This is a genomic window from Hymenobacter sp. DG25A, assembly GCF_001280305.1.
In the GTDB taxonomy this organism is placed as follows: Bacteria; Bacteroidota; Bacteroidia; order Cytophagales; family Hymenobacteraceae; genus Hymenobacter.
In genome coordinates this window covers 2,774,281-2,797,274 of the sequence record NZ_CP012623.1, presented here as the reverse complement: position 1 = coordinate 2,797,274, position 22,994 = coordinate 2,774,281, and the positions used below count along the sequence as shown (strand labels likewise).

The following is a 22,994-nucleotide window of genomic DNA, read 5'->3' as shown; positions in this document are numbered from 1 at the left end:
TTAACTGAGGTTCCTGCTTAGTCCAAGGCCAGGCGACACGGGAATCCTAGCGCTGTCTGGCTTCCGCCTGGGTGTGGGGGCGGACAGCACTTGGACTAATAATGCTAAGTAGATAGGCGGAGGCTATAAGCCATTAGCCTTTTCTTATTAAGTGCCATCACTCTATCCTGAAACCAAAAAGAGCCTTCCGCATCTATTGCTGCGGGAGGCTCTTTTTGGTTTGTACGCTGTGATGTTAGGATGATGCTGGACCAGCAATGACCTCAATCATATCAATTGGAGAAAGATATTGCTGGGCTAGTCGTTGGATTTGAGCAGCATCAATCGTGCTTATATCATGCAGGAAGTCAGTGTAGTAAGAGGCTGGTAGATTGAGGAAAACCAGGCTTTTATACTTATCACACTGTTCGAAAACCGTACTGAGCTCGTTGGCGAATTTGCCCTCCATGTAGTTCTTTACGGTTTTTAGCTCGTCAGCAGGCACTACTTTTTCTTGTAGTTTTCTGAGCTCATGATGAACTTCGGTGATGGTAGCCTGGGTACTCGCCGCATTTACATCTGTACCAATTACGAAGCTGGTGGCGTGCTCCCGGGGGCCTACGCTGGCGTAAATACCGTAGGTGAAGCCTTTATCCTCACGGATGTTTTTCATCAGGCGTGAGCCAAAATAGCCTCCCAGAATTTTAGCGAGTACCTGGAGCTTGTGCGTGTCTGGGTGGCTTGGGGCTGGCCACAGGCGTCCGATTCGCAGGGAGGATTGAATGCTAGCTACCGTCACATAATCATGCGGCAGGGAGGTTGACGGCGCAGTAAAGCCTGAAGCAGGTGCTTGGTCCTGGGTGATTGTGCTGCCTGTACCCACCATGGCCTGCACTTGTTCAATATGCTGTGCTTCAACATCACCACAAAGGAAAATTTCCGCTCCGGCTAACACGTAGGTTTGGTGGTGGAAGTTCTGAACATCACTTCCTTCAATGGCTTGAAAGCTGTTTTCATCGAAGACAACTCCATATGGATTAGTACTGCCAAATAGGTTGCGGGAGAACCGCTCGGCGGCCAGGTAGCTGGTCTTTTGGCGTTCTACCTGTACGTTCTGAATGGTGCGGGTTTTCAGCAGGCTTAAATCTGGCTCCGGAAAGGTAGGCTCGGTGAGCACATCGTTAACCAAGGGCAACAGCTTCTCTAAATGCCGTGTCAAGCAATAGAGCGTGAGCGTGGCCCGGTCGAAGCCCTGCTCGCATTCGAGAGAGGCACCATAGAAAGCAACCTCATCGGCAATCTGGCGGGCGGTGCGGGTACGCGTGCCTTCCAGCAGCATCCGGGCGGTGAGTAGGGAAATGCCGGGAGCAGGCTCGTACCATTTGCCGGCACGAAACACTACCTGGAGGCGTACAACGGGCTGGGCCGCGTTGTGGAGAACGTGCAGACGGCTGCCGTTAGGCAGTAAAAGCACGTCAGCCGCGGGCAGCGTTACACTGGCCAGCGGCTGAACGGGAGGGGCAACCAAGCGGTTGAGCATAGGCTAATTCGTGGGGGTCGGGGTGTCGGTGGCGCCGGTTGTGTTGGCGCCTTCGCCAAAGTTAAAGTGTAAAGAAAGCCGTAAGGTTTGGGAAAGGGGGTTATTCTTGTCGTTAGGGACCAGATAAGCCGCATCAACCCCAAACACCTGGTAGCGCAGGCCAGCACCTAAGCTGAGGTACTGCCGGGCCCCTTTCTGCGGGTTCTCATAGAAGTAGCCGGCACGAACGGCCAGCATATCTTTATACCAGTATTCTACCCCAGCAGAAAGGTTGATTTCCTGCATTTCTTCCTTAAAGCCGCCGGGAGCATCTGAAAAAGAGCCCAGAATGGCGCTTACAACACTTTTACCTGCTATTTCACGGTTCTTGGCATCAATCCGTACCTGCGAGGCTGAATCCGGATTCGCGCCCTCATAATAAGGGCTCGGTACCAGGAGCTTGTTGGCGTCGAAAGTAAAAGTAAGCTTGTTGTAGGGGTCCAGCTCTTTGGTAATGGCGGTACCTACTTTAAGATTGGTTGGCAGAAAGTTACCCTCCTGCGGATTGGTATAGGAAATCTTGTTGCCAATGTTGGAAATAGCGGCACCAAAGGCCAGGTTGTAATTCTGGGCGCCGATGGACACATCTTTGGTGTAGTATAGCCCCAGATCTACGGCAGCTGCATTACCAGGTTTGGTATCGGCATCACCGCCGGTGAGGTTGGAGTGGATAAAACGCGCCGCTACGCCTACCCCCAGGTTCTCGCTTAAGCGCTGGCCATAGGAAACGCTAAAGGCATATTCTTTCGGGTTGAAGTCGCCTTTTGAGTTGTTGTAAATATCCCGATACTGAATGCTGCCCAAATCGAAGTAAGTGAGCGAGGCACCAAAAGCGGAGCGCTGGCCTACCCGGTGATAAGCCGAAACATGCGCCAGGCCCATGTCATCAGTAATAGAGCGGAGCCAGGGCGTGTAGGAAGGGGATACGCTGGTATTGTACGGTACAAAGCCCAGTTTTCCGGCATTGTAGTACATGGAGTTGGCATCGGGCGAAATGGCGACTCCGGCTTCTCCTAACGCGGCGGAGCGGGAATCGGGGCTGAGCGTGAGAATGGGCACGGCCGTAGTAATGGCGTGGTCATCACGCTGCTGGGCCGAAGCGGCTACCGACAAGGTAAGCAGCCCGGTTGTGGTGAGAAAACTCAATCGCACAGTCAACTTCGACAACATATACATCAGAAAAGGTGGGTAATGGAGATGCAAGTAAGCAGGTTAACGCAAGAGCACAAGTTTTTCATACTTGCTTACCTGCGCGCCGTCGCGGGGTGAACGAACGTGAAGCCGATATAGATACACGCCGCGGGCAACTTGGTCATTAAATTCATCCCGGCCATCCCAACTGAGCGTACCTACGTGCGCGGGGCTGGCGGGGATTGACGTGGCCAGGGTCCGGATCAGCTTTCCCGTCACCGTGAAAATCTGTACCTGTACGTCCAGATCCTCGCCGTTGCGGTTGTGGTCAAAATGGAACGTGGTGGTGGTAGCAAACGGATTCGGGTAGTTCAGAATGTGCTTTAGCGCCAGCTTTTCGTTGCGGGCTACTATAAATTCCAGCTCCCGTTCCGTGGAGTTGTTGAACGTATCCCAGGCTTTAAACCGCAACACATGCGGGCCCGGCGCCAGGTCTTTTAACAGGTACCGTACGCGGCCGCTCCGAAAGTTATCGACATCGGCGGTATAATAGCTATTCAGCACTATAAGTTTGGAGGGGTCGTTGTCCAGCACCGCGGTTATTTCGTGGCCAATGCCGGCGCCGGCGGTGTTAATGCCGCTACTGTCGCTGAGCTGCGCCAGCAGCATGGTTTCGGAGCCGGTGAGGCCCCCAAACACGAAGGATTCAGAATCCAGGAACAGGCGCACCTGGGGCGGAATGGTATCGGCCTTGATATCGGAAGCCACGCTGCCCACCAGTACATCTTTGTTAGCGCCATGCGCATCAAGTCCCAGCTGGGGAGCGGCGGCGTATAAGCTGATTTTCCCGGGGCCTACGTTGTAGTTGATGTCGCGCGGGATTATGAACTCCAGCTGGAAGCGGCCGTCGCGCACGGTGGCTTTGCCATCGTACAGCACGCTTTCCTGTACCTGTATGGTTTGCTGCCCATCGTTGGGCTCATTGCCCAGGGTAAGCACGGGCGTCGGCTTATCGAGCACGGTTACCTGCACGGTGCCGGTAAAGGCCGTGGCCAGCGCACCGGTGCGGTCGGTTACGTCGCCGGCCAGCGCCACCTGGGACATGGCCTTGAGCGTATCGGTGGGCGTGGTGCTAAGGGTGCGGTGGTTCAGCTCACGCAGGGTGGCGGTATAGTTGGGGTAGGCCAGCCGCATGGAAGGGTCGCCAAGCAGGGCGAAGTTGCGGTTGTAAGCGCCCGAAACGCTCTGATTTTTCGTCCGGATCATTACCTCACCCAGGCGGGGCAGCCGGCCATTCTCTTCCTTGAAAACAGCATCGTAAAACTGCTGATTCAGGAGGGAGTTGTTGCCGGATAAAACCACGCGGGTAGTGGTCAGCAACCCAATGGCCCCACCGGCTACATCGGTCAGCGCTACCTCGCCGGCGGAGTCAAAACCGGGGTCATCATACGTGCTGAAATCGCAGGTGGCGGTGAGGAAAAAGGCCAGCCGCTGGGTGTTCTGCAGCTTTTTGATGGATTCGATGGTGAATATCTGTTCATCAGACCAAGCTTTGACGCCGCCGTGCCCGGTGTAGTTGACCAGCAGGGAGCCTTCTTCCAGACTTTGGTCGATGGCCCGGGCCGCTTCAGGGGAGCGTTGACCGCCGGCTACTGCCACCTGCGGATACATATCCAGGTACACCTTGTGCACATTGTAGGCCGGCTGTTTGGTGACAAGCTGATTGGCTAGCAGCTCGGCCCCGCGCAGGTGCAGATTAGTGTCGCCATCATCCGAAACGAAGGTGACGCGGTTGCGCCATTTCCCGAAGCTGGCGGGCTGATCGTAGGTAATCAGTTTATCCACTACCAGGCGGGCCTGGGCGGCGGAACGGGGCTGGTCGTTGGGCGTGCGCACCGGCAGGCGGCCGACGCCAATATCCAAGAGCTCGAAATCAGCATCCGAACTTTCCTTCCATTCGCCTTCCTCATCATCCAACAAGCCGAAATAGTCATCGGAAGAAAATGATATGCCCTCGTTAAAGGCCCGCGGAAAAATGCGGGCAAACGACTCATATGACTCGTAAACCGGTACGTAGTTCTGGTTATTCTTATCGGATATCTGCCGCTGGGACCAGTATTCGGGCAGAAACTTGGGGTCGTTGCCTGGGTCGGCTTTGTAATCGTAGGAAGCATCGCCGAAGAGCAGCAGCGCCATGCGGGCCGAGCCGGCAGGGCGCTGGTTGGTCTCGTAGACCATCTTCATAAAGTCGCGGATGGCGGTAATATCCTGCCCGCCGGAGCTGAACTCGTTGTATACCTGCTCGGTGGTGACGACCTGCACGTTCAGGCCATCGTGGCTGAGGCGGTGCGCGGCCAGGCGTTCTGCTTCGGCCCGGAACACGGGATGCGTCACGAAAACGGCATCCAGCTGATTGCCCTGGCTAAGGGCGTGCAGGTTCTGGTTGGCCACGCGGCCGAACAAGCGGGGCTGCGGAAAGCTGCTGCCGGTAAAGGCCACAAACTCCCGCAGCGAATCGGCGGGGGCGAGGAAGGTACTGTTGGAGAGGGGCCGCTCCTGGGGCCGGCGCGGGTTGGTGACGTCCCACACAGTAGCGCCCGTGGCATTGTCCAGGACAAACTCCTGCATACCGCCGGCAGTGGTGCTAGCCAGTGCCCGAAACTCCAGCGAGGGGCCGCTTAAGCGCAGCTTACGCCACGCCGTAATTTCCAGATAGTCGAGGTAGCCTTTCGCGGAGAAGTCGCCCCCGACATTATAGGTGAGACTTACCCGGAGCTCATTGGCGGTAGGAGTAGGGCTGCTGAAGGTGGATAGCTGCAGGTTGGCGGCCTCCGGAAAATAGTCGCCGCTGAGGCCCGGAACGGTTTGGGTGCCGATGGACTGCCCGTTGAGCGCCACCCGAAAGGCAGTGGCCCTATTGGCGGTGGCGGCGGTCAGGCTGGTCACCAAAACCGGCTCATTGGCCACCAGATCCGGAAAGGAAAAGCTGAATTCCTTTTGCACAGTGCTGGCATCAAACCCTTCGCCAAGCCATTGGCGGCCCGACTTCAGCAGGTTCACCAGATCAATTTCATGAAACTGATGATCGGGGAAGGTGGAGATGGTAGTGGTAGCGGGACCAGTGACGGGCGCGGCCGGTGCCACCCGCCGGCCGGGTGTGGCGCCTACCGTCAGGAAGTAATAGGCCGTATCGGTGTAGGTGTGGTAGAGGTGGCGGAAGGGACGCTGCTCGTTGGAGGTAGGCTCCCAGGTGTGCGGCCCGCGGGCGTAGAACAGCACGTATTCTTCGTCGCTAAGGGTGGCGTCGTTGTTGCCGGAAACGTAGATGGCATTTTCCACCAGGTCGTCGGGGCGAGGAGCGCTGTTCAGCTGGGGGAGCTGGCCAAAGGCGTTGCCATAGAGCTGCAGGCGGCGCGGGTCCAGGGTTTGCACATCCAGCCCCAGCGTGCGCAGCGTGGCTTTATCCAGCTTATAGATGCCGCTGGCCGGTACCCCAATCTTATACCATTGGCCCTGACTCAGGACTGAGTTGGCGGCGTAGACGTGGTGGCCGCCGCGGCGTGCCGCCACCGTTTCCCGGGTGGTATAGGAATAGGTAAACGAAACCAGCTTCTCCACCTGCCCGGTGCCGGCATTGCGCCGAAGAGGCGTGAGGGTAACCATGGTGCGCGCCTGCCGATTTTCCGTGCCGCTGGCGCGGCGAAGCTCGGGCGCGCCGGCAATAGTAGCAGCGCCCAGTACTTTGCTTTCGGCTGCCGTCAGCGGCTCATATACGGCATTCCGCAGCTCATCCGTCGCCACCCGACCATCGACACTAAACTGGTAGAAAGGCAGCAGGTGCCCGGGCCGAAAACCGGCTTCCGCAAACGTAGGAACCTGCCGGGTGCGGCCCTGGGGTAAATAAACGGTTTCGGTGCCTTGCCAATGCAGCGCTACCCGCAGCGCTTGGCCATCGGGAGACTGGGCCTGCCCGGCCCACGACCAGCCCAGCAGCATCCAGAGCAACAGCAACAGAGGACGACGGGGCATAAAAGTTTAGGTCAGCGGCAAAAGCAGGATAAAGGAAAAGGAAGAGGTGCTATGAACAGCGGCACCCGGCCGGCGGTTCATTCACCGCCGGTAGATAATAACTTCCTTCTCCGCAGAATATTGTGCGGCCTAGCTATAGCTGGGTTTCAGCATGGATAATGCTACATACAACAGCACAACCAGCGGAATGGCGGTAGCCTGAAGCAGCAGGATAAGCCCCACGGCCAGCAGCACAAAAATGAAGCGCAGAGAGTTATCCTGCCAGCTCATATTTTTGAATTTAAGGGCAAACAGAGGGATTTCGGCTACCAATAGATAAGACACCAGCAGCGTAAGCGGCAGCAGCACCCAGGCGTTCAGAATATAGGGCGTCAAACCAAAAGTATCATTGGCCAGGATAAGCGGGAGCGAAGCCACCAGCAGCGTATTGGCTGGCGTAGGCAAACCAATGAACGAAGTGGTCTGGCGGGTATCGTTGTTGAACTTAGCCAGCCGCAGCGCCGAAAATACTGTCACAATAAAGCCCGCGTACGCCAGCCACTGCGGCAGGCCAGCCGTGGGCAGCGCCTGCTGCAGCAGTATGAATAGGAATGCGCCCGGCACCACCCCAAACGACACCATATCGGCCAGCGAATCCAGGTCTTTGCCAATGGGCGAGCTGACGTGCAGGGCCCGCGCAATCAGGCCATCCACAAAATCAAACAGGGCCGCAATGCCCACCAGGTAAGCCGCCGCCTGCGGATTGCCCGCAAAAATCTGTACCAGCGCCAGGCAGCCCGCAAATAAATTAAGACAGGTTACGGCGTTGGGAAGGTGTCGTTTCAAGGGAAGAATCTTGGTGGTGGTAGAGGGTAGAGAGACAAGGGGAGCTCCTTACTGCAGGAACGGGTTGGAGCGGCGCTCCGCGCCAATGGTGGTAGCCGGGCCGTGGCCGGGGTACACCGTTACCTCATCGGGGAGGGAAAGTAGTTGGGTTTTGATGCTGCTGATAAGCGTGGCGTAGTCACCGCCCGGCAGGTCGGTGCGGCCAATACTGCCCTGGAACAGCACGTCGCCGCCAATGACGGTTTGCGTGGGGGCATGGTAGAACACCACGTGGCCGGGCGCGTGGCCGGGCGTGAAGCGTACCTGCAGCTCCGTGTTCCCAAAGCGGACGGGCTCTTCCGGCGTCAGGGTGCCGGTGGGCTCAGCGGGCTGGTATTGGGCAAAGCCATAAGATGGCGCATATGCCTCTACAGCGCGCAGGGTAGCAAAATCGGCCTCGTGCAGCAGGAAGGGTACTTTGTAAGTATCCAGCACAAACCGGTTGCCCAGCACGTGGTCGATGTGGGCGTGGGTATTCAGCAGCAATACCACGCGCAGCTTGTGCTCCTCAATATACTGCCGTAATGCCTGCTGTTCCTCGGTGGAGTAGCAGCCCGGATCTACGATGACGCACTCCCCGGTTTCATCCTGCAGGAGGTAAGTGTTTTCGGAAAAGGCGTTGAAAGTAAACCCGGAAACCAGCATGCGAAAAAGTCTGAAATCAGCCCAAAAACAGGCTCAATGGCGAGGTAAGTTACACATTCGGGCCGTACTTGTGTACCTTGGCCGCCATGAGAGAGTACTATGATTATCTGCTCATAGGCCACGGCCTGGCCGGTGCTACGCTGGCCACCGTGCTGCGCCGCCGCGGCCACCGGGTGCTGGTGCTGGATGCCGCCCCGGTAGATACTGCCTCCACCGTGGCCGCCGGACTGCTGAACCCCGTGGCCGGCAAGCGCCTGGCGCTGGGCTGGCGCGTGGCAGAATTTCTGCCGGCCGCCATTCGCTATTACCAAAGTCTGGAGCAGGAGCTGGGCGGGCAGTTTCTGCATCTGCTGCCTGTTCTGAAGCTGTTTTCCTCGGTAGCCGACCAGAACAATGCCATGGCCCGCAGCGCCGACCACCCCTGGCAGGAGTTTGTGGAAGAAGTTAGTGCCGAGCTGCCACCGCTGCCGGGCGTGCGGCAGGATTTCGGCGGCATGCGCATTCGTGGCGGAGGCTTTGTGCAGGTGCGCGAAATGCTGGCTGCGCAGGCCGAAAAAGGAGTGGCAGAAGGCTGGCTGCGCCGGGAAACTTTCGTGCCGGAACAGCTTGTTACCAATGCCACGGATGTCTGCTACGCCGATACGGTGCGGGCGGGCCGCGTTATCTTCTGCGAAGGTGCCGCGGCCGTGCACAACCCCTGGTTTAGCTGGCTGCCGCTGACCCCTAATCAGGGCGAGGTACTGGACGTGCACTGCCCGGGGTTAACTGAAGACCAGGTATTAAATAAAGGCGCTTACGTAGTACCGCTCGGCAACGCGCGGTTCCGGGTGGGGGCTACTTACCGCTGGCCGCCGTTTGCGGCGGGCACTACAGTGGAGGCCCGCACGGAGCTAAGCCAGCGCTTTGCGGAGGTAACCACATTGCCGTTTACCGTGTTGCAGCAATGGGCGGGCGTGCGCCCGGCCGTGCGCGACCGAAAACCCTTACTAGGCACGCATCCGGCGGAGCCTTTCCTGAGTATATGCAACGGTTTCGGTTCCAAGGGTGTGCTCATGGCGCCGCTGCTGGCCGAGCACTTCGCCGATGTGTTGGCGGGCACCACAGAAATGTGGGCCGAGGTCAATATTCGGCGCTTTCAATCGTTCTACTCTGCGGCCCATCCGGCAGCCGTAATATCTTCCTGATATTTTTTTGCTCTTTAGCTCGATGATGCACCTGTTTACTTCCTTTCGGCAACGGCAGCGCTTGCTCTCGATGGGCGGCTTGCTCACTGCCGTGTTGTGGCTGAGCACGCTCACCGGCACGGTGGCGCAAACGTCGCAGGAGCCGTTCGGACGGGTCCGGATTCAGTATAAAAAGTTTGACTGGAGCTATTTCTCCACCGCCAACTTCAACGTGTATTTCTACGCCGGCGGCGAGGCCACGGCCCGGCGCACGGCCGAGTACGCGGAAAAAGAGCTGCAGCGCATCACCTCGCTGCTTGGGTACTATCCCTACTCCAAAACCACGCTCATGCTCTACAACTCCGTCACGGATTTGCGGCAGAGCAACATCGGCCTGAACGATGACAAGTACCAGATGGGCGGCGAAACCGATTTGCTGCGCATGGACAAAGTGCAGATTGCCTTCCAGGGCCAGCAAACCCAGCTGAAGCGCGACGTAAGCTTTCAGGTAACGCGCGTGCTGCTGCACGACATGATGTATGGCGGCTCCCTGAAGGAAGTTATCCAGAGCAACTACCTGCTGCAGTTGCCCGATTGGTTTATCACCGGCGCGGCGGCCTACACCGCCGAAGGCTGGAGCGTGGAGATGGACGAGTACATGCGCGACATGACGCAGCAGATAGATGCCAACCGCCCGGCCCCGTTCTTTGCCCGCAGCCCTGAGCTGGCCGGGCAGAGCGTGTGGAACTACATTGCCGAGCGCTACGGCTACACCTCCATTCAAAATATTCTGAACCTCACGCGCATTACCCGCGACGTGGAAACCGGCATCAGCAGCTCGCTGAATGTGCCCTATAAAACCTTCCTGAAGGACTGGCTGGCTTACTACCGGCAGCTGAATGCGCAGCCTACCACGCCCTACACCACCCTGCCCGACGACAAATCCCGGCTGGTGAAGCGCAACCGGCATGAGGTGCAGTATTCGCAGGTTGCCCTCAGCCCCGACGGCCGGCAGCTGGCCTACGTGATGAACGACCGGGGCCGCTACCGGGTAATTGTGAGCAATGCTGCCACCGGCGGCAATCGGCACGTAGTACACCGCGGCGGCTACAAAACGCCCGATCAGCAGGTAGACCAACGCCTGCCCGTGCTGGCCTGGCGCAACAACAGCGAGCTGGCTGTGGCCGAAACCGATAGGGGAGTGATGAGCCTGCGGCTGCGTCCGGCCAATGCCGGGCCGGCCGGCCTTCTGGCGCGGGTGTGGGAAGGCCTGCCGTTTAGTGGGCGCGAAGGCTCTTCGATCTTAAGCCGATACACGCAGGTAATGGGCCTGCAATATTCCCCCGATGGCAAGTCTCTGGTATTTAGCGCGGCCGTAAATGGGCAGAATGACCTGTTTTTGCTGCGCAGCGGTAGCCGCACGCCCGAGCGCCTCACCAACGACCTGTTCGACGATGTGCAGCCCACGTTCCTGCCCAACGGGCAAGGCATCGTGTTCAGCTCCAACCGCTGGATGGACACTACCGGTCTGGCCAAAAACAACTTTGCCTACGTGGTGAATAACTACGACCTGTTCCTGTACCACCTGGATGGTCGTCCGCAGCCGGTAGAATCCCTGGTGGCTACCATTTCCAACGAAAGCGCCCCGCGGGCGCTGTCGAACAACGAAGTAGTGTTTCTGAGCGAAGAAAGCGGCGTGCGCAGCCTCTACCGCTACGACCTCACCACCAAACAACGTACGGCAGTTACCAACCTGCTGCCCAACCTGCGCAGCTACGACTACAGCGCCGTTTCCTCCACACTGGCGTATGTAGCCAATGACCGGGCCCGCCCCTTCGTCTTCTTAAATCCGGCCTACCCGCTGCCCACGGGCCTGCAGCTTTCCAAAACGGCGCGGCAGGAAATTCTGGAAGACCGCTCAAAGCCCGCGGCTCCCGCTCCGGCGCCCGCCCCGGGCGTGCAGGATACGGTGCCGCAGCCACTCGCCCCGGCCGACTCTACTCAGCAGCAACAGACGGCTCAACCACCCCAGGGGCAGGACTATCAGTATGAGGAAGACACGCCGGTTCGTACGCAGCAGCGCACGGCCCAGCAGGCCGGCACCGCACCACCCACCGATGGTATTGGCCTGGTAGGGCCCATCCGGTATGGCCGGCAGTTCAGCATCAACAAAGTAGTTTCCACAGTGTATGTTGACCCTTTGCTGGGCTGGGGGCTTATTGGGCAGGCTTCTATGTCTGACCTGTTTGAGGACCACCGCATCCGGGCGGGTATTTTCGCCCTCACCGATCTGCGCACCAGCAACATCTTCACGGAGTACTCCAACCTGCGCGGCCGCTACGACTGGGGCATGAGCTACCAGAAACAGTCTTACAGCGTGAGTACTGAACTGGGGGAAACCCGCTTTACCCGCCACGAGGTAGCCCCGCGCCTAGCCTACCCGCTGACGCCCAACCTGAGTGCACGGGTAGCGGCACGCTATGTAAATGTGCGCACCACGCGCCTGGATAAGCTTTCAGACCGGGACGTAGTAGAAAACTTCCTCGGCGGCAGCTCCGAGCTGGTGTTCGACAACGCCATTGCCACCGGCGTGAATATGTTGGAAGGCACCCGCATGAAAATCGGGGTGCAGATGCTGCACGCTACGCGGGATGCCAACCAGAGCTTCAACAAGTTCTTCGTGGATTTGCGGCACTACCAGAAAGTACACCGCCAGATTATCTGGGCCAACCGGGCCAGCTACGGCGAGTTCTTCGGTAAGTCGCCGAAAACCTTCCGGCTGGGTGGTATGGATAACTGGCTGAACAACAGCTACAATGGTCCGTCCGGTGAGGTATTCCGGGGCGAGCCCGCTAATGTGTTCTACCAGGAGTTTGTAACCAACATGCGGGGCTTTAACTACAATGCCCGCAGCGGCCCCAAATACGTGCTGTTCAACTCGGAGCTGCGCATCCCCATCATTCAGTACTTCACCAACAAGCCTATTGAGTCCGGTTTCTTCCGCAATCTGCAGCTCACAGGCTTTGCTGATGCCGGCAGTGCCTATTCCGGTGCCAACCCCTTCACGCAGGATAACTCTTACAACACCCAACTGCAGCCTAACCCCGGTAATGCCTTTTCGGCCACAGTGGTACGCTTCCGCAACCCGCTGCTGGTGGGCTACGGCGTGGGGGCCCGCAGCACCATTCTGGGCTTCTATGGCAAGCTGGATGTGGCGTGGGGAGAAGAGGATTTTGAGCAGAATGGCCCCAAGTTCTATTTCACGCTGGGGTATGATTTTTAACGGCTAAAGCCAGTGCCTCCGGAAAAATCCCTCGTCTGCCCCCGCAGGCGGGGGATTTTGGCTTTCTAGAGGGCAGCCGCTACATGACATTCGTCATAGGTAGCGTGGGGGTGCGGCCATCCGGGACTTGGGTTGTATCTTTGCCGTCCCGTTCACCACTCCTGTTGCCGTGCAGCTCATCCGTGAGATTTGGTATTTGATACAGAAGGACTTCCGTCTGGAATGGCGGCAGCGCGCGGCCCTGAGCGGCATGCTGCTGTACGTGGGCAGCACAGTGTTTGTGTGCTACATGAGCTTTGCCCTGCGCGGCGGCCAGTTGCCGGTACCCGCCTGGAACGCCCTGTTCTGGATTATTCTGCTCTTCACCGCCGTGAATGCCGTGGCGAAGGGCTTTCTGCAGGAAAGCCGCGGGCGCCAGCTCTACTATTATGCGCTGGTGCGGCCCCAGGCCGTTATTCTGGCTAAAATAGGCTACAACGCTATGCTGCTGCTGGGGCTTTCTACAGTAGGCTTTGGCGTGTATGCGCTGGTGCTGGGCAACCCCGTGCAGGACGTGCCGCTGTTTGTGGGCAACGTGCTGCTGGGCGCGCTGGGTTTTGCGGCCACGCTCACGCTGGTTTCCGGCATTGCCTCCAAAGCTACCAACAGTCACACACTCATGGCCGTGCTGGGTTTTCCAATTATGATTCCGATGCTGCTGTTGCTCATCAAAGTGTCAAAAAACGCCTTGGATGGGCTGGAGTGGGAAGCCAGCCGGGGCTCCATGCTCACGCTGGTTGCCCTGAATCTAATTGTGGGCGCGGTGTCCTATATCCTGTTTCCTTTTTTGTGGCGGTCATGAACCAGGCTGGCAGCTATAGGCTGTTGGCTTTTTGTTTTTATATATCCGAACTCTGTTGCCAGCTGTTATTCAACGTCTCTTTGCCCTCTTCACAAAAGGCTATTAGCCACTGGCTAACAGCTATCAGCTTATGATGAAAAAGAACTGGTGGAAAGTTTTGGCCGTGGTTCTGGTGCTGTACACCGCTATAGCGGGGCTGCTGATGCCGGTGCCGCGTCTGGCTATCCTCAACGAAACCATCCGCAACCTGTACTTCCACGTGCCCATGTGGTTCGGGATGACGATTATCCTGACGGCCTCCGTGGTGTTTTCCGTGCGCTACCTGCGCACGCCCACCAGCCGGCTGGATACTCTCTCGCATGAGTTTGCCAAGACTGGCATTCTGATGGGCCTCATTGGCCTGAGCACCGGCAGCATCTGGGCCCGCTTTACCTGGGGCACCTGGTGGACCAACGACCCCAAGCTGAACGGCGCGGCCATTGCCATGCTGATTTACGGCGCCTACCTGGTGCTGCGCTCTTCTTTTACGGATGAGCAGCAGCGCGCCCGGGTATCGGCCATTTACAACATCTTTGCTTTTGCCGCGGCCATGCCGCTGTTCTTTATTCTGCCCCGCCTTACCGATTCTCTCCACCCTGGTGCGGGCGGCAACCCGGCCTTTGCCCGCTACGACCTCGACAGTGATATGCGCCTGGTGTTCTACCCGGCCGTGATTGGCTGGACGCTGCTGGGCGTCTGGATTACGCAGCTGGCCGTGCGACTGTCGCTGCTCAAACAAAAAGTATATGAAAAACAGCTTGCGTAACGCCCTTCTGCTGGTGCTGGCTCTGTTGCTGCCTGTGCTGCATGCCGCCGCCCAAACTGCCACCGATACCCCCGAAATGGCCGATGCGCTGCGCCAGAGCGGGAAAATCTACGTGGTGGTAGCCGTCATCGTGGTTCTGCTGGGAGGCTTGTTTGCCTACCTCATTTCGCTGGACCGCAAACTAACCCGGCTGGAGAAAGAGGTAAAGTAGCTCTGAATCTGCTGGCGGCACGGAAGAATTCAAAGACAGAATTTGACTACTGCCAGATAGTAAATTATTCCGCCGGACCGACGGATTTATTCGGTCCTTTTTGGTTGTTCAGAAGAGTTGGCCCCGCAACGGCCGGCTTTGTGCTTTCCGCTCCGTAATACCATGAAAAAATCACACCTGCTTATCCTGACGGTCATTGCCATTGCCATCGGCATTCTGGTAACCACGGCCGGGGATGTAAGTCAATACGTGTCCTTCAAAGAGGCCCGCGACCTGGCCGCCGAAGGCAACAATACCAAAGTGCACGTAGTGGGCCGCCTGCCCCGCGACACCCAGAAAAATATCATGGGCCTGGAGTACAACCCCACGCTCGACCCCAATTATTTCGCCTTCACGCTGGTGGATACCAACCGCATTGCCCAGCGCGTGGTGTATTTCAACCCCAAGCCCCAGGACTTCGACAAATCGGAGCAGGTGGTGATTACCGGCGCCATGCGCAACGACGTGTTCGTGGCCGATAAGATCCTGCTGAAGTGCCCCTCGAAGTACGTGGAGAAAGACATCAAAGGCACTACCGCCGCACGGTAATTAGTAATTGATAATTAAGAATTCATAAGGGCGAAGCAAGTTTCTGTACAATGGTACAGTACCCCGGCGGCGACAATTCTTAATTACTGATTCTTAATTATTAATTAAGAAAATATGCTGAACACATTTATTGGCGACGCCGGACATCTGAGTGTCATTGTAGCGTTTGTGGCGGCCATTGTGGCTACCTATTCCTACTTCATGGCGGCCCGCGACCAGCCCCTGGGCTCGGCCGATGCCTCCTGGCTGCGGCTGGCGCGCGGGGCGTTTTTTGTACATGGTGCGGCGGTGTTCTCCATCATCATCTGCCTGTTCAATATCATTTATAACCACCGCTACGAGTACCACTACGCGTGGAGCCACGCCAGCAACCACCTGCCGGTGTACTACATGATTTCCTGCTTCTGGGAAGGGCAGGAGGGCTCGTTCCTGCTCTGGATTTTCTGGCACGTGCTGCTGGGCTTCGCCATTATGCGCTTCAACCGCCAGTGGGAAGCCCCGGTAATGGCCGTATTCGCGGGCGTGCAGCTGTTCCTCACGTCCATGATTCTGGGCGTGGTGGTGCTGGACCTGAAAATCGGCTCTTCGCCCTTTATCCTGCTGCGCGACTTCCTGACCGATGCGCCGGTGTTCCGCCTCAACCCCAACTTTGTGCCGACCGATGGTACCGGTTTGAACCCGCTGCTGCAGAACTACTGGATGGTGATTCACCCGCCGACGCTGTTCCTAGGCTTTGCCCTCACGCTGGTGCCGTTTGCCTTCGCCATTGCCGGCCTCTGGAAAAATGAGCTGACCAAGTGGGTGAAGCCGGCCATTACCTGGAGCCTGGTGGGCGGTGCCGTACTGGGCATTGGTATTATGATGGGCGCTTACTGGGCCTACGAAACCCTGAACTTTGGCGGCTTCTGGAACTGGGACCCGGTAGAAAATGCCGTGTACATTCCCTGGCTGGTGCTGGTGGCCGGGCTGCACGCCCTGGTGCTGTGGCAGCGCCGCCGCACGGGCCTGCGCACCGCGTTTGTACTGGTTATTTCCACCTTCCTGCTGATTCTCTACGCTACCTTCCTCACCCGCAGCGGTGTGCTGGGCAATGCCTCCGTGCACTCCTTCACCGACCTGGGCCTTTCCGGCCAACTGATTATTTACCTGGCTGCTTTTGTGGTGCTGGCGGTGGCTTTGCTGGTGGCTAAATGGAAGCAGATTCCGGTATCGAAAAAAGAGCTGACCACCTATAACCCGGAGCTGTGGGTATTCATTGGGGCTACGGTGCTGTGCCTGGGCGCGTTCCAGGTGCTGGTCACCACCAGCATTCCGGTGTATAATGCCTTCCTGGGTTTCCTGGGTATTAAATCGAATCTGGCGCTGCCCGCCGACCAGATTGCCCACTACACCAAATTCCAGCTGTGGATGGGCGTGGCTATTGCCTTCCTGTCCGGTCTGGGCCAGGTGATGTGGTGGCAGCGCAACGACAAGGAGAGCATGACCAACTCCCTTACCGTGCCGGTAGTGCTCACGCTGCTGGGCGCGGCCCTGGCTATGCTGCTGGTGCGCTACTTCGGGCACCCCATGAAGCCGGTGTATATAGTACTGGTAACGGCTGGTTTGTTTGGCGTGCTGGCTAACCTGAGCACTATTCTGATGCTGCTGAAGCGCCGGATCCAGCTTTCGGGCGGGGCCGTAGCGCACATTGGTATTGCCTTGATGCTGCTGGGTATTCTGGCCTCGTCCGGGTATTCCAACATTATTTCGCAGAACGTATCGGGACTGGTGTACTCCAAGGATTTCCCGGAGGACGTGAACCGCGACAACGTGCTGCTGTGGCGCAACGAAGCTGCCCCCATGCAGGGCTACGATGTCAGCTACACGGGCCAGTACTTTGATGTACCCGGCGTGCCCGAATACGTGAACAAAGACCTGCTTTTCCGCACCGACGACGAGTTCAAGGCCATTGCCCGCGCCGAGGTGAAACAGAACGACCGGGTGTACTATAAAGTAGGCGACACGCTCGAAATCCGGCCCGAAAACACCTACTACCGCGTGGAGTATAAAGAGCGGAAAACCGGCAAATCCTTCACGCTCTTCCCCCGGGCACAGGTAAACGAAGAAATGGGTGAGGGTCTGCTGGCTTCTCCCGACATCAAGAAGTTCTGGGACCACGACATCTACTCGCACATCAGCACCGTGCCGGACCCTTCCAAAGAGAAGGACTGGAGCGAAGTGAAAGAGCATGTGCTGGCCGTAGGCGACACCATTTACCTGAACGACTACTTTGCTGTGCTGCGCGCCATTGAGCCCGCCCACGAATCGGCTGGCCTGGGCCTGAAACCCGGGGACCTCGCTATTCAGGGCGACTTCATCGTGTCCGGTGAGAAAAAGCAGTACCATGTGCACCCCGTGTTTGTGGTGCGCGACAAAATGATTGGCCGTATTCCCGATGAGGTGGAAGACCTGGGCCTGCGCCTGTCCTTCAACAATGTAGACCCCACCAAAGGCAAGTTCACCTTCGGCGTGAGCACTACCCAGAAGGACTACATCATTCTGAAAGCCATGGAGAAGCCCTTCATCAACCTGCTCTGGAGCGGCACGCTGCTCATGGGCCTAGGCTTCCTGATAGCCCTGCGCCAGCGCAACCGGGAGCCCCACCGCCCCGAGGCTCCGGCCCGCCGCAAGCAGTCGGCCTCAGCGCAGGTAGCGTAGATTAAGCTGCACATTACTTTCAACAAAAAAGCCCGAACCACATTGGTTCGGGCTTTTCTGTTGCGCCTGCGTCAGAGATGCAGGCTAATAAATCAGTTAACAAAATACCTAGTGCTGCACCTGGATGGCCCGCACCGCGTAGCCATCGGCCGACTGCACTTTCAGAATGTAGCGGCCGGCAGCCAGGGAAGATACATTCAGGCGGGTGATGAAGTTGTCGCGGGCGGTGCCGGCGTACACGCGCTGGCCCAGCATATTCACGATTTCCACCTGCAGGGCGCCTTTGGCATTGGCACCGCGCACTTCCAGCAGCAGCTGGTCAGCCGCGGGGTTGGGGTAGGCACTGATAGCGCGGGCCAGGGCACTGGAGGCGGCCGTTACCTCAGCGGCTACCACCTGCACGTTCTTGACGTACATATGGAGGTGGCCCGTTTCAGTGGTTGTATGGAATCCCACGTGGTAGCTCCCGGTGGTAGCGGGCTCAATAACAGCCACACCCTCTGCGGGTACATACTCCTTGTTAGTAATATCAGTCTTGCTCCATAGCACTGTGTTCTGACTTTCCACCGTGGCGGCGCTGCCGTAGGAAACAGCCAGCGCATGAGCTAAAGAAGCGCTGAAACCATGGTAATCGAAGCTCACCAGATAACGGCTGCCGGCATTGAGCTGGAGTGGCGCGGTGAAAAACCAGTCGTCGGAAGGGCCAGTACCACCAGAAGTGGACTTCATAGCATTCTGGTAGTCCGCGGCGGGGTCCGGAGCTACTTCCCAGGTGTACTTGTATTCGTCCTGGTCGGGGTTGGCATTGAAAACAGTAACCCCGCATGGTAGCGTGCCCGCCGTCACTTTACTAAAATCGAGAATGTAGGGAATGGTAGCCGCTACTACGGGGCCGCATTCCGTTTGCACCGCAATGGGGCCTACAAAACCGCTGGTGCTGGTCTCGGAGCAGGCCGTGCGCACGTATACATCATACAGCGTACCGGCGGGCATGCCGGTCAGCTGGTAGGGGCTGGTCGTTACATTAGTAACAATAGTGCCTTGGCCGGTGCCGGGCATAAAGCCCTTCGGGCCATATTCTATGGCATAAGCAGGGGCGCCCTCCACAGTGGGGAAGGTCAGCGTTACGCCATCGGCGGTGATATCAGAAGCCGCCAGCTGTAAAGGCGCCAGGCAGGTGGGCACGTCTATGAGCTTACCCGTAATAACGAAGCGGCTGGTCAGGAACGGCAGGAGGTTGCTGCCATCCAGGGAAGCCTGAAAATAGGCATTGTCCCGCACCGGTGCTTCGGCCTGCTCCGCTACCACTTCGTAGCCAGCTTTACCTGTGAGAAGCGTTTGGGCTACTCCAAAGTAATAGTCCGTATTCGCGTCCATTTTGATAGGCGAATACAGGGTGAAAGTGTGCTCCAGCCCGAGGTCTTCGGCGGCAACCCGGTAGTTAGGCGAGCGGCCAATGATTTTGCCGGTAGCGTCCAGCACTACCCCGTACACCGTTTGGCCGGTGTTGAAGGTGCTGGTGCCCACCAGTATTTTGATGGCCTCAATAGCCTTCGGCTGTACCAGCGTGTGCCGTACCAGGGTAAGCCGCTCATCGTAGCGACGCGTGTTGACGAGGATTGGGGAATTATCGGAGTAGCTAAGCAGCGCGGGGGTTACCTCCTGCGTGAGCGTGAGCGTATTGCTGGTGTTATCATCATCGTTGGCGAGGCTTACCGTTACCTGGTTGGTGCCGCTCTGGGAAGGAGTATAGCCCTCAAACTCTACCAATGCCGATTCATACTGCGGCAAATCAATGGTGCGGGTGGTGGTAAATTCGGTGGCCCCGGTAACCGTCAGTGTCACTTTCAGGCCACTCAGAGCCTCTAAGCCCGTGTTGTTAATACGCGCAGTCACTTTGTGCGGCGATGCGCCGGTAAGGGGCAACTGACCCAGCGTATACACATTGAATACGGCGGCATCCTGCTGGGGCGTGGCTTTAAACTGATACGTGAGGCCAGCGGTGGGCAATTCCGTGCGGCGCATGCCAAAGGCATTGGCGTTGCTGGTGTACTTGGTATTGATGGCTTTGGCCGCTGCCCAGGTTGCCGTGCTGGTTTTGCCAACCATCACCTGCTGAAATTCCGCTATACCAGCACCCTTAATCCCCACACCGGCCAGCAGGGTGCTGACCGCATTACTGGTAGGTGTAATGGTGTCGTAGATAAACTCAATGGTATTGCTGGTTTCGTAGAGCTTTATCTGGAACGACAGGCTCTCATATTGGCGGAGCTTTAGTGCTCCTAGATCAGCTACGTTTTTCCACTGAATGGTGCATACCCGATTGGGTGCCGTGCCGGTGGTAGCCACGCGGTACTCAGGCGTTTTGGTAGAAGACCCGGCCAGACTTATGCTGAAGGGCGAAATCAGGTTGGTATCAGCAGGGTCTGAGCTGGTAATGGGTCCATTCGTGATACCTCCCTCAGTTTCTGCCCGGGAGGTTTTCGGCGGCTCAGTGCCGAGTCGCAGAAAACCGTTGGTATTAAAAATAAACTGGGTAAAAGTCTGCCCGTTAAACTGAAAGGCAAACCCAATCTCCTGCGGTGCCGAGTTAAAGGTTTCGGCATTGGGCAGCGTAATAACGGTGCCTTCGGTGCCCAGGTCAGTGTAAGTGCCCGCTAACAGGGAGAAACCGCGGCTGGAGTAGTTTAGCCGTTGGGCCCCGGCCGGCATAGCGGCCAGCAAAATCATCAGGCAGGTTACTGCCCGGCAGGAATGATGGAGTAAGGTGTACAGTTTCTTCATATAGCAAGAGAGTAGAGTTAGACTCAAATAAATCCTAAGCGCAAAGGTGCCGGTTTCACCCCGCATTCCCGCATAACTTTTTGCACCTTGTTAAGTTAGATAGGAAAATTCTGGGCTCAGAGAATAAGTTGATTCTTTCGGCGCAATTTTGTGCCCTCTATGACAAGCATTTCTGATTTTGAGCGGCGCGTGCTGGTAATAGGAGCGGGAAAGGTAGCCGCTCAGCTGGTACCGGCGCTGGCCCAGGCCGGCTGGGAGCTGGCCGGCGTATGGAGCCGCACGCCGGCCCATGCCGCCGCCGTGGCCGCCACCGTGCCCGGCACTCCCGCCCTTTCCTCTCTTGATTTTACCCTGCTGCCGCCCGCGGCCGTTTATCTGCTGGCCGTGCCCGATGCCGCTATTCCGGTGGTATTACAGCAGGCGCGGTTTCCGGCCGGGAGCGTGGTGGCGCATACCTCCGGTACGGTGCCGCTGGCGGTGTTTGCCGCCTACCCGTCCCTGCGCGGAGGCGTGCTTTACCCCTTACAAACCTTCAGCCCGGGCCGCAGCATCAACTGGGCACACGTGCCGCTATGCATAGAAGCCGCCGAGCCGGCCGCCGAGGCCCTGCTGCTGGCGCTGGGCCGCAGCCTGAGTCCTCAGCGTACCCAGCTGGTAGCCACACCGCAGCGCCAGGCCATTCATATAGCAGCGGTTTTCGCCTGCAACTTCACCAACCATTTGCTGGGCATCAGTCATCAGCTGTTGGCCGAGGCCGGGCTGCCTTTATTGCTGCTGGAGCCCCTGGTGCGCGAAACTATGGATAAAGCACTGAGCCATGCGCCCTTCAGCGTGCAAACCGGCCCGGCCATACGCCACGATGAGCCCACGCTGGCCGCGCACCGGGCGGCGTTGGCGGCCCATCCTGCCTGGCAGGAGCTGTATGCCCAGCTTACCCGGGACATTCAGCGCCAACATCCTCAGGGCCCGGGTATATCCAACGCGCAACTTTGATTCCGGGGGCTGCCTGCCTACCTTTGTGCCCGCAATTTGCCACTTTACCCCCACACCGTGAAAGCTGTTAATATCACCTTTAAATTCGAGGACGGACAGCCCGAGCAGACCCATGTGGCCGCGGAGGGAGAATCGGTGCTGGATGTTGCTCTGAACAATGGTATTCAGCTGCAGCACAACTGCGGCGGCGTTTGCGGCTGCAGCACCTGCCACGTATATGTGCTGCAGGGCGAGGCTGATCTGCCGGAAATCACCGACAAAGAAGAAGACTTCATCGACCGGGCCGCCAATCCTCGCATCAACTCCCGCCTGGGCTGCCAGTGCGTAGTACAGGGCCACGAAGACCTGGTTATTCTGGTGCCGCCGCAGGATTTTCTGGGCCACTAAATTTCAGTTTTTCATTCTGATTGGCCGGTTGCCCGTTTAGGCTGCGGGCCCCGGCCCATCAGCAACGGGCAACTGACCACTTTCAACCGAAATTAAGATGAATCATTTCGAGCCCCCCATCAAGTGGAGCGACCATGAGGATATTGCCATGGCGCTGTATGAGAAATTCGGCGACGACTTTTCCGAAGCCAAGATATACCGCATCCGCTTCACTGACCTGCTGGACTGGGTGCTGACCCTGCCCAACTTTGAAGGCACCCGCGAGCAGGCTACCGAAGGTCACCTGGAGCAGATTCAGGCCAAGTGGGTGTACGAGTGGCGCGACAACCAGAAATAAAAAGTCCGGGTCCGGCGCCTTTGTCCTGGCCTGGCAACCGTTGGTTGCTTTCCTAACCAGGACTTCGTTATCTTTTGCCAGGCTCTCCTTTGTTTATCCCGCTTGCATGTCAGTAGTTGTAGAAATGCCGGATCTATCGGCAGTGAAGGCCTTTATTTTGGATGTGGATGGGGTGCTGACCGATGGCACTCTGCTGGCGCTGAACTCCGGTGAGCAGGCCCGCGCCTTCCACATCCGCGACGGATTTGCTATCCGTCACGCCCTGCGCAAAGGCTACCGCATTGTGGTCATTTCCGGCCGCGAGGAAGAAGGCGTGCGCCGCCGGCTGGAGTCCCTGGACGTGCAGGATATTTACCTGGGGGTAGATGATAAGATGGTCATCTTCAACAAGTACATCAACCTGCACCGCCTGGACCCCGCCCACATTGCTTACATGGGTGACGATATGCCCGATGTGGAAGTAATGCGCCGTTGCGCCATTGCCGCCTGCCCCTCCGATGCCGCCACCGATGTGCGCGAAATCTGCAATTACATAGCCCAGCTACCCGGCGGCAAAGGCGCCGTGCGCGAGCTGGTGGAAAACGTAATGAAGTGCCAACAGACCTGGTAGAGAAGGTTTTATGGGTAGTTTTTGTGAATTTTTAGAGGTGAAAACACCAGTTGTGTTTTTATAAAATC

At 57.7% G+C, this 22,994-nt stretch carries 17 protein-coding genes; 11 read left to right on the top strand and 6 right to left on the bottom strand.

Going from position 1 to position 22,994, the window contains the following annotated elements; genetic code table 11:
- Window positions 1–235: 235 nt before the first annotated feature.
- The 5 genes from AM218_RS11965 to AM218_RS11945 form a co-directional block, all read right to left on the bottom strand.
- A complete protein-coding gene (locus tag AM218_RS11965; RefSeq protein WP_197273962.1) occupies window positions 236–1,453 on the bottom strand; it encodes a M16 family metallopeptidase in 1,218 nt (405 codons plus the stop codon).
- A 69-nt stretch (window positions 1,454–1,522) separates the two neighbouring features.
- Window positions 1,523–2,710, bottom strand: a complete 1,188-nt coding sequence (gene porV / locus AM218_RS11960) for a type IX secretion system outer membrane channel protein PorV (RefSeq protein ID WP_410471223.1) — start codon at window positions 2,708–2,710, stop codon at window positions 1,523–1,525.
- Between the two features lie 60 nt (window positions 2,711–2,770).
- Window positions 2,771–6,718 carry a type IX secretion system sortase PorU gene (porU, locus tag AM218_RS11955; RefSeq protein WP_082318205.1) on the bottom strand — a complete coding sequence of 1,316 codons (3,948 nt, stop codon included), beginning with the start codon at window positions 6,716–6,718 and terminating at the stop codon, window positions 2,771–2,773.
- Window positions 6,719–6,847: 129 nt separating this feature from the next.
- Window positions 6,848–7,543 carry a CDP-alcohol phosphatidyltransferase family protein gene (locus AM218_RS11950; RefSeq protein ID WP_054414070.1) on the bottom strand — a complete coding sequence of 232 codons (696 nt, stop codon included), beginning with the start codon at window positions 7,541–7,543 and terminating at the stop codon, window positions 6,848–6,850.
- Window positions 7,544–7,591: 48 nt separating this feature from the next.
- A complete protein-coding gene (locus AM218_RS11945) occupies window positions 7,592–8,227 on the bottom strand; it encodes an MBL fold metallo-hydrolase (RefSeq protein WP_054414069.1) in 636 nt (211 codons plus the stop codon).
- Between the two features lie 86 nt (window positions 8,228–8,313).
- On the opposite strand from AM218_RS11945, the gene AM218_RS11940 reads away from it, so the two are divergent.
- From AM218_RS11940 to ccsA, 7 genes are all read left to right on the top strand, one after another.
- Window positions 8,314–9,411: an NAD(P)/FAD-dependent oxidoreductase gene (locus AM218_RS11940; protein WP_054414068.1), complete on the top strand. Its 1,098-nt coding sequence runs from the start codon at window positions 8,314–8,316 to the stop codon at window positions 9,409–9,411.
- A 22-nt stretch (window positions 9,412–9,433) separates the two neighbouring features.
- Window positions 9,434–12,673, top strand: a complete 3,240-nt coding sequence (locus AM218_RS11935) for a PD40 domain-containing protein (RefSeq protein WP_054414067.1) — start codon at window positions 9,434–9,436, stop codon at window positions 12,671–12,673.
- Window positions 12,674–12,872: 199 nt separating this feature from the next.
- Window positions 12,873–13,514: a heme exporter protein CcmB gene (locus AM218_RS11930; protein WP_054415557.1), complete on the top strand. Its 642-nt coding sequence runs from the start codon at window positions 12,873–12,875 to the stop codon at window positions 13,512–13,514.
- Window positions 13,515–13,647: 133 nt separating this feature from the next.
- Window positions 13,648–14,319: a cytochrome c biogenesis protein gene (locus tag AM218_RS11925; RefSeq protein ID WP_054415556.1), complete on the top strand. Its 672-nt coding sequence runs from the start codon at window positions 13,648–13,650 to the stop codon at window positions 14,317–14,319.
- Window positions 14,300–14,530 carry a CcmD family protein gene (locus AM218_RS11920; RefSeq protein ID WP_054414066.1) on the top strand — a complete coding sequence of 77 codons (231 nt, stop codon included), beginning with the start codon at window positions 14,300–14,302 and terminating at the stop codon, window positions 14,528–14,530. Before AM218_RS11925 ends, AM218_RS11920 begins: the two co-directional genes overlap by 20 nt.
- Before the next feature lie 162 nt (window positions 14,531–14,692).
- On the top strand, window positions 14,693–15,118 hold the full coding sequence (locus tag AM218_RS11915; RefSeq protein WP_054414065.1) for a cytochrome c maturation protein CcmE domain-containing protein: 426 nt from the start codon (window positions 14,693–14,695) through the stop codon (window positions 15,116–15,118).
- A gap of 114 nt (window positions 15,119–15,232) precedes the next feature.
- Window positions 15,233–17,815 carry a cytochrome c biogenesis protein CcsA gene (gene ccsA / locus AM218_RS11910; RefSeq protein WP_054414064.1) on the top strand — a complete coding sequence of 861 codons (2,583 nt, stop codon included), beginning with the start codon at window positions 15,233–15,235 and terminating at the stop codon, window positions 17,813–17,815.
- Window positions 17,816–17,923: 108 nt separating this feature from the next.
- On the opposite strand, the gene AM218_RS11905 is transcribed toward ccsA, so the two are convergent.
- Window positions 17,924–20,599, bottom strand: coding sequence for a T9SS type A sorting domain-containing protein (locus AM218_RS11905; protein WP_197273961.1), 2,676 nt, complete (start codon window positions 20,597–20,599; stop codon window positions 17,924–17,926).
- Window positions 20,600–20,758: 159 nt separating this feature from the next.
- Here AM218_RS11905 and AM218_RS11900 point away from each other — a divergent pair, with 159 nt between their 5' ends.
- The 4 genes from AM218_RS11900 to AM218_RS11885 all read left to right on the top strand — a co-directional run bounded on the left by AM218_RS11900 (window position 20,759) and on the right by AM218_RS11885 (window position 22,926).
- Window positions 20,759–21,592 (top strand): Rossmann-like and DUF2520 domain-containing protein, encoded by an 834-nt coding sequence (locus AM218_RS11900; protein ID WP_054414062.1) that lies wholly within the window; start codon window positions 20,759–20,761, stop codon window positions 21,590–21,592.
- A gap of 57 nt (window positions 21,593–21,649) precedes the next feature.
- Window positions 21,650–21,979, top strand: a complete 330-nt coding sequence (locus AM218_RS11895) for a 2Fe-2S iron-sulfur cluster-binding protein (protein WP_054415554.1) — start codon at window positions 21,650–21,652, stop codon at window positions 21,977–21,979.
- Between the two features lie 97 nt (window positions 21,980–22,076).
- Window positions 22,077–22,316 (top strand): Fe-S cluster assembly protein IscX, encoded by a 240-nt coding sequence (iscX, locus tag AM218_RS11890; RefSeq protein WP_044511769.1) that lies wholly within the window; start codon window positions 22,077–22,079, stop codon window positions 22,314–22,316.
- 106 nt (window positions 22,317–22,422) lie between these two features.
- A complete protein-coding gene (locus tag AM218_RS11885; protein WP_054414061.1) occupies window positions 22,423–22,926 on the top strand; it encodes a KdsC family phosphatase in 504 nt (167 codons plus the stop codon).
- Window positions 22,927–22,994 lie beyond the last annotated feature (68 nt).

Bases quoted from the DNA above. Each gene is read 5' to 3' on its own strand.
- AM218_RS11940 (WP_054414068.1), top strand. From the start codon at position 8,314: ATGAGAGAGTACTATGATTATCTGCTCATAGGCCACGGCCTGGCCGGT.
- AM218_RS11900 (WP_054414062.1), top strand. From the start codon at position 20,759: ATGACAAGCATTTCTGATTTTGAGCGGCGCGTGCTGGTAATAGGAGCG.
- ccsA (WP_054414064.1), top strand. From the start codon at position 15,233: ATGCTGAACACATTTATTGGCGACGCCGGACATCTGAGTGTCATTGTA.
- AM218_RS11925 (WP_054415556.1), top strand. From the start codon at position 13,648: ATGAAAAAGAACTGGTGGAAAGTTTTGGCCGTGGTTCTGGTGCTGTAC.
- AM218_RS11945 (WP_054414069.1), bottom strand. From the start codon at position 8,227: ATGCTGGTTTCCGGGTTTACTTTCAACGCCTTTTCCGAAAACACTTAC.
- AM218_RS11915 (WP_054414065.1), top strand. From the start codon at position 14,693: ATGAAAAAATCACACCTGCTTATCCTGACGGTCATTGCCATTGCCATC.
- AM218_RS11935 (WP_054414067.1), top strand. From the start codon at position 9,434: ATGATGCACCTGTTTACTTCCTTTCGGCAACGGCAGCGCTTGCTCTCG.
- iscX (WP_044511769.1), top strand. From the start codon at position 22,077: ATGAATCATTTCGAGCCCCCCATCAAGTGGAGCGACCATGAGGATATT.
- AM218_RS11920 (WP_054414066.1), top strand. From the start codon at position 14,300: ATGAAAAACAGCTTGCGTAACGCCCTTCTGCTGGTGCTGGCTCTGTTG.
- porU (WP_082318205.1), bottom strand. From the start codon at position 6,718: ATGCCCCGTCGTCCTCTGTTGCTGTTGCTCTGGATGCTGCTGGGCTGG.
- AM218_RS11885 (WP_054414061.1), top strand. From the start codon at position 22,423: ATGTCAGTAGTTGTAGAAATGCCGGATCTATCGGCAGTGAAGGCCTTT.
- AM218_RS11905 (WP_197273961.1), bottom strand. From the start codon at position 20,599: ATGAAGAAACTGTACACCTTACTCCATCATTCCTGCCGGGCAGTAACC.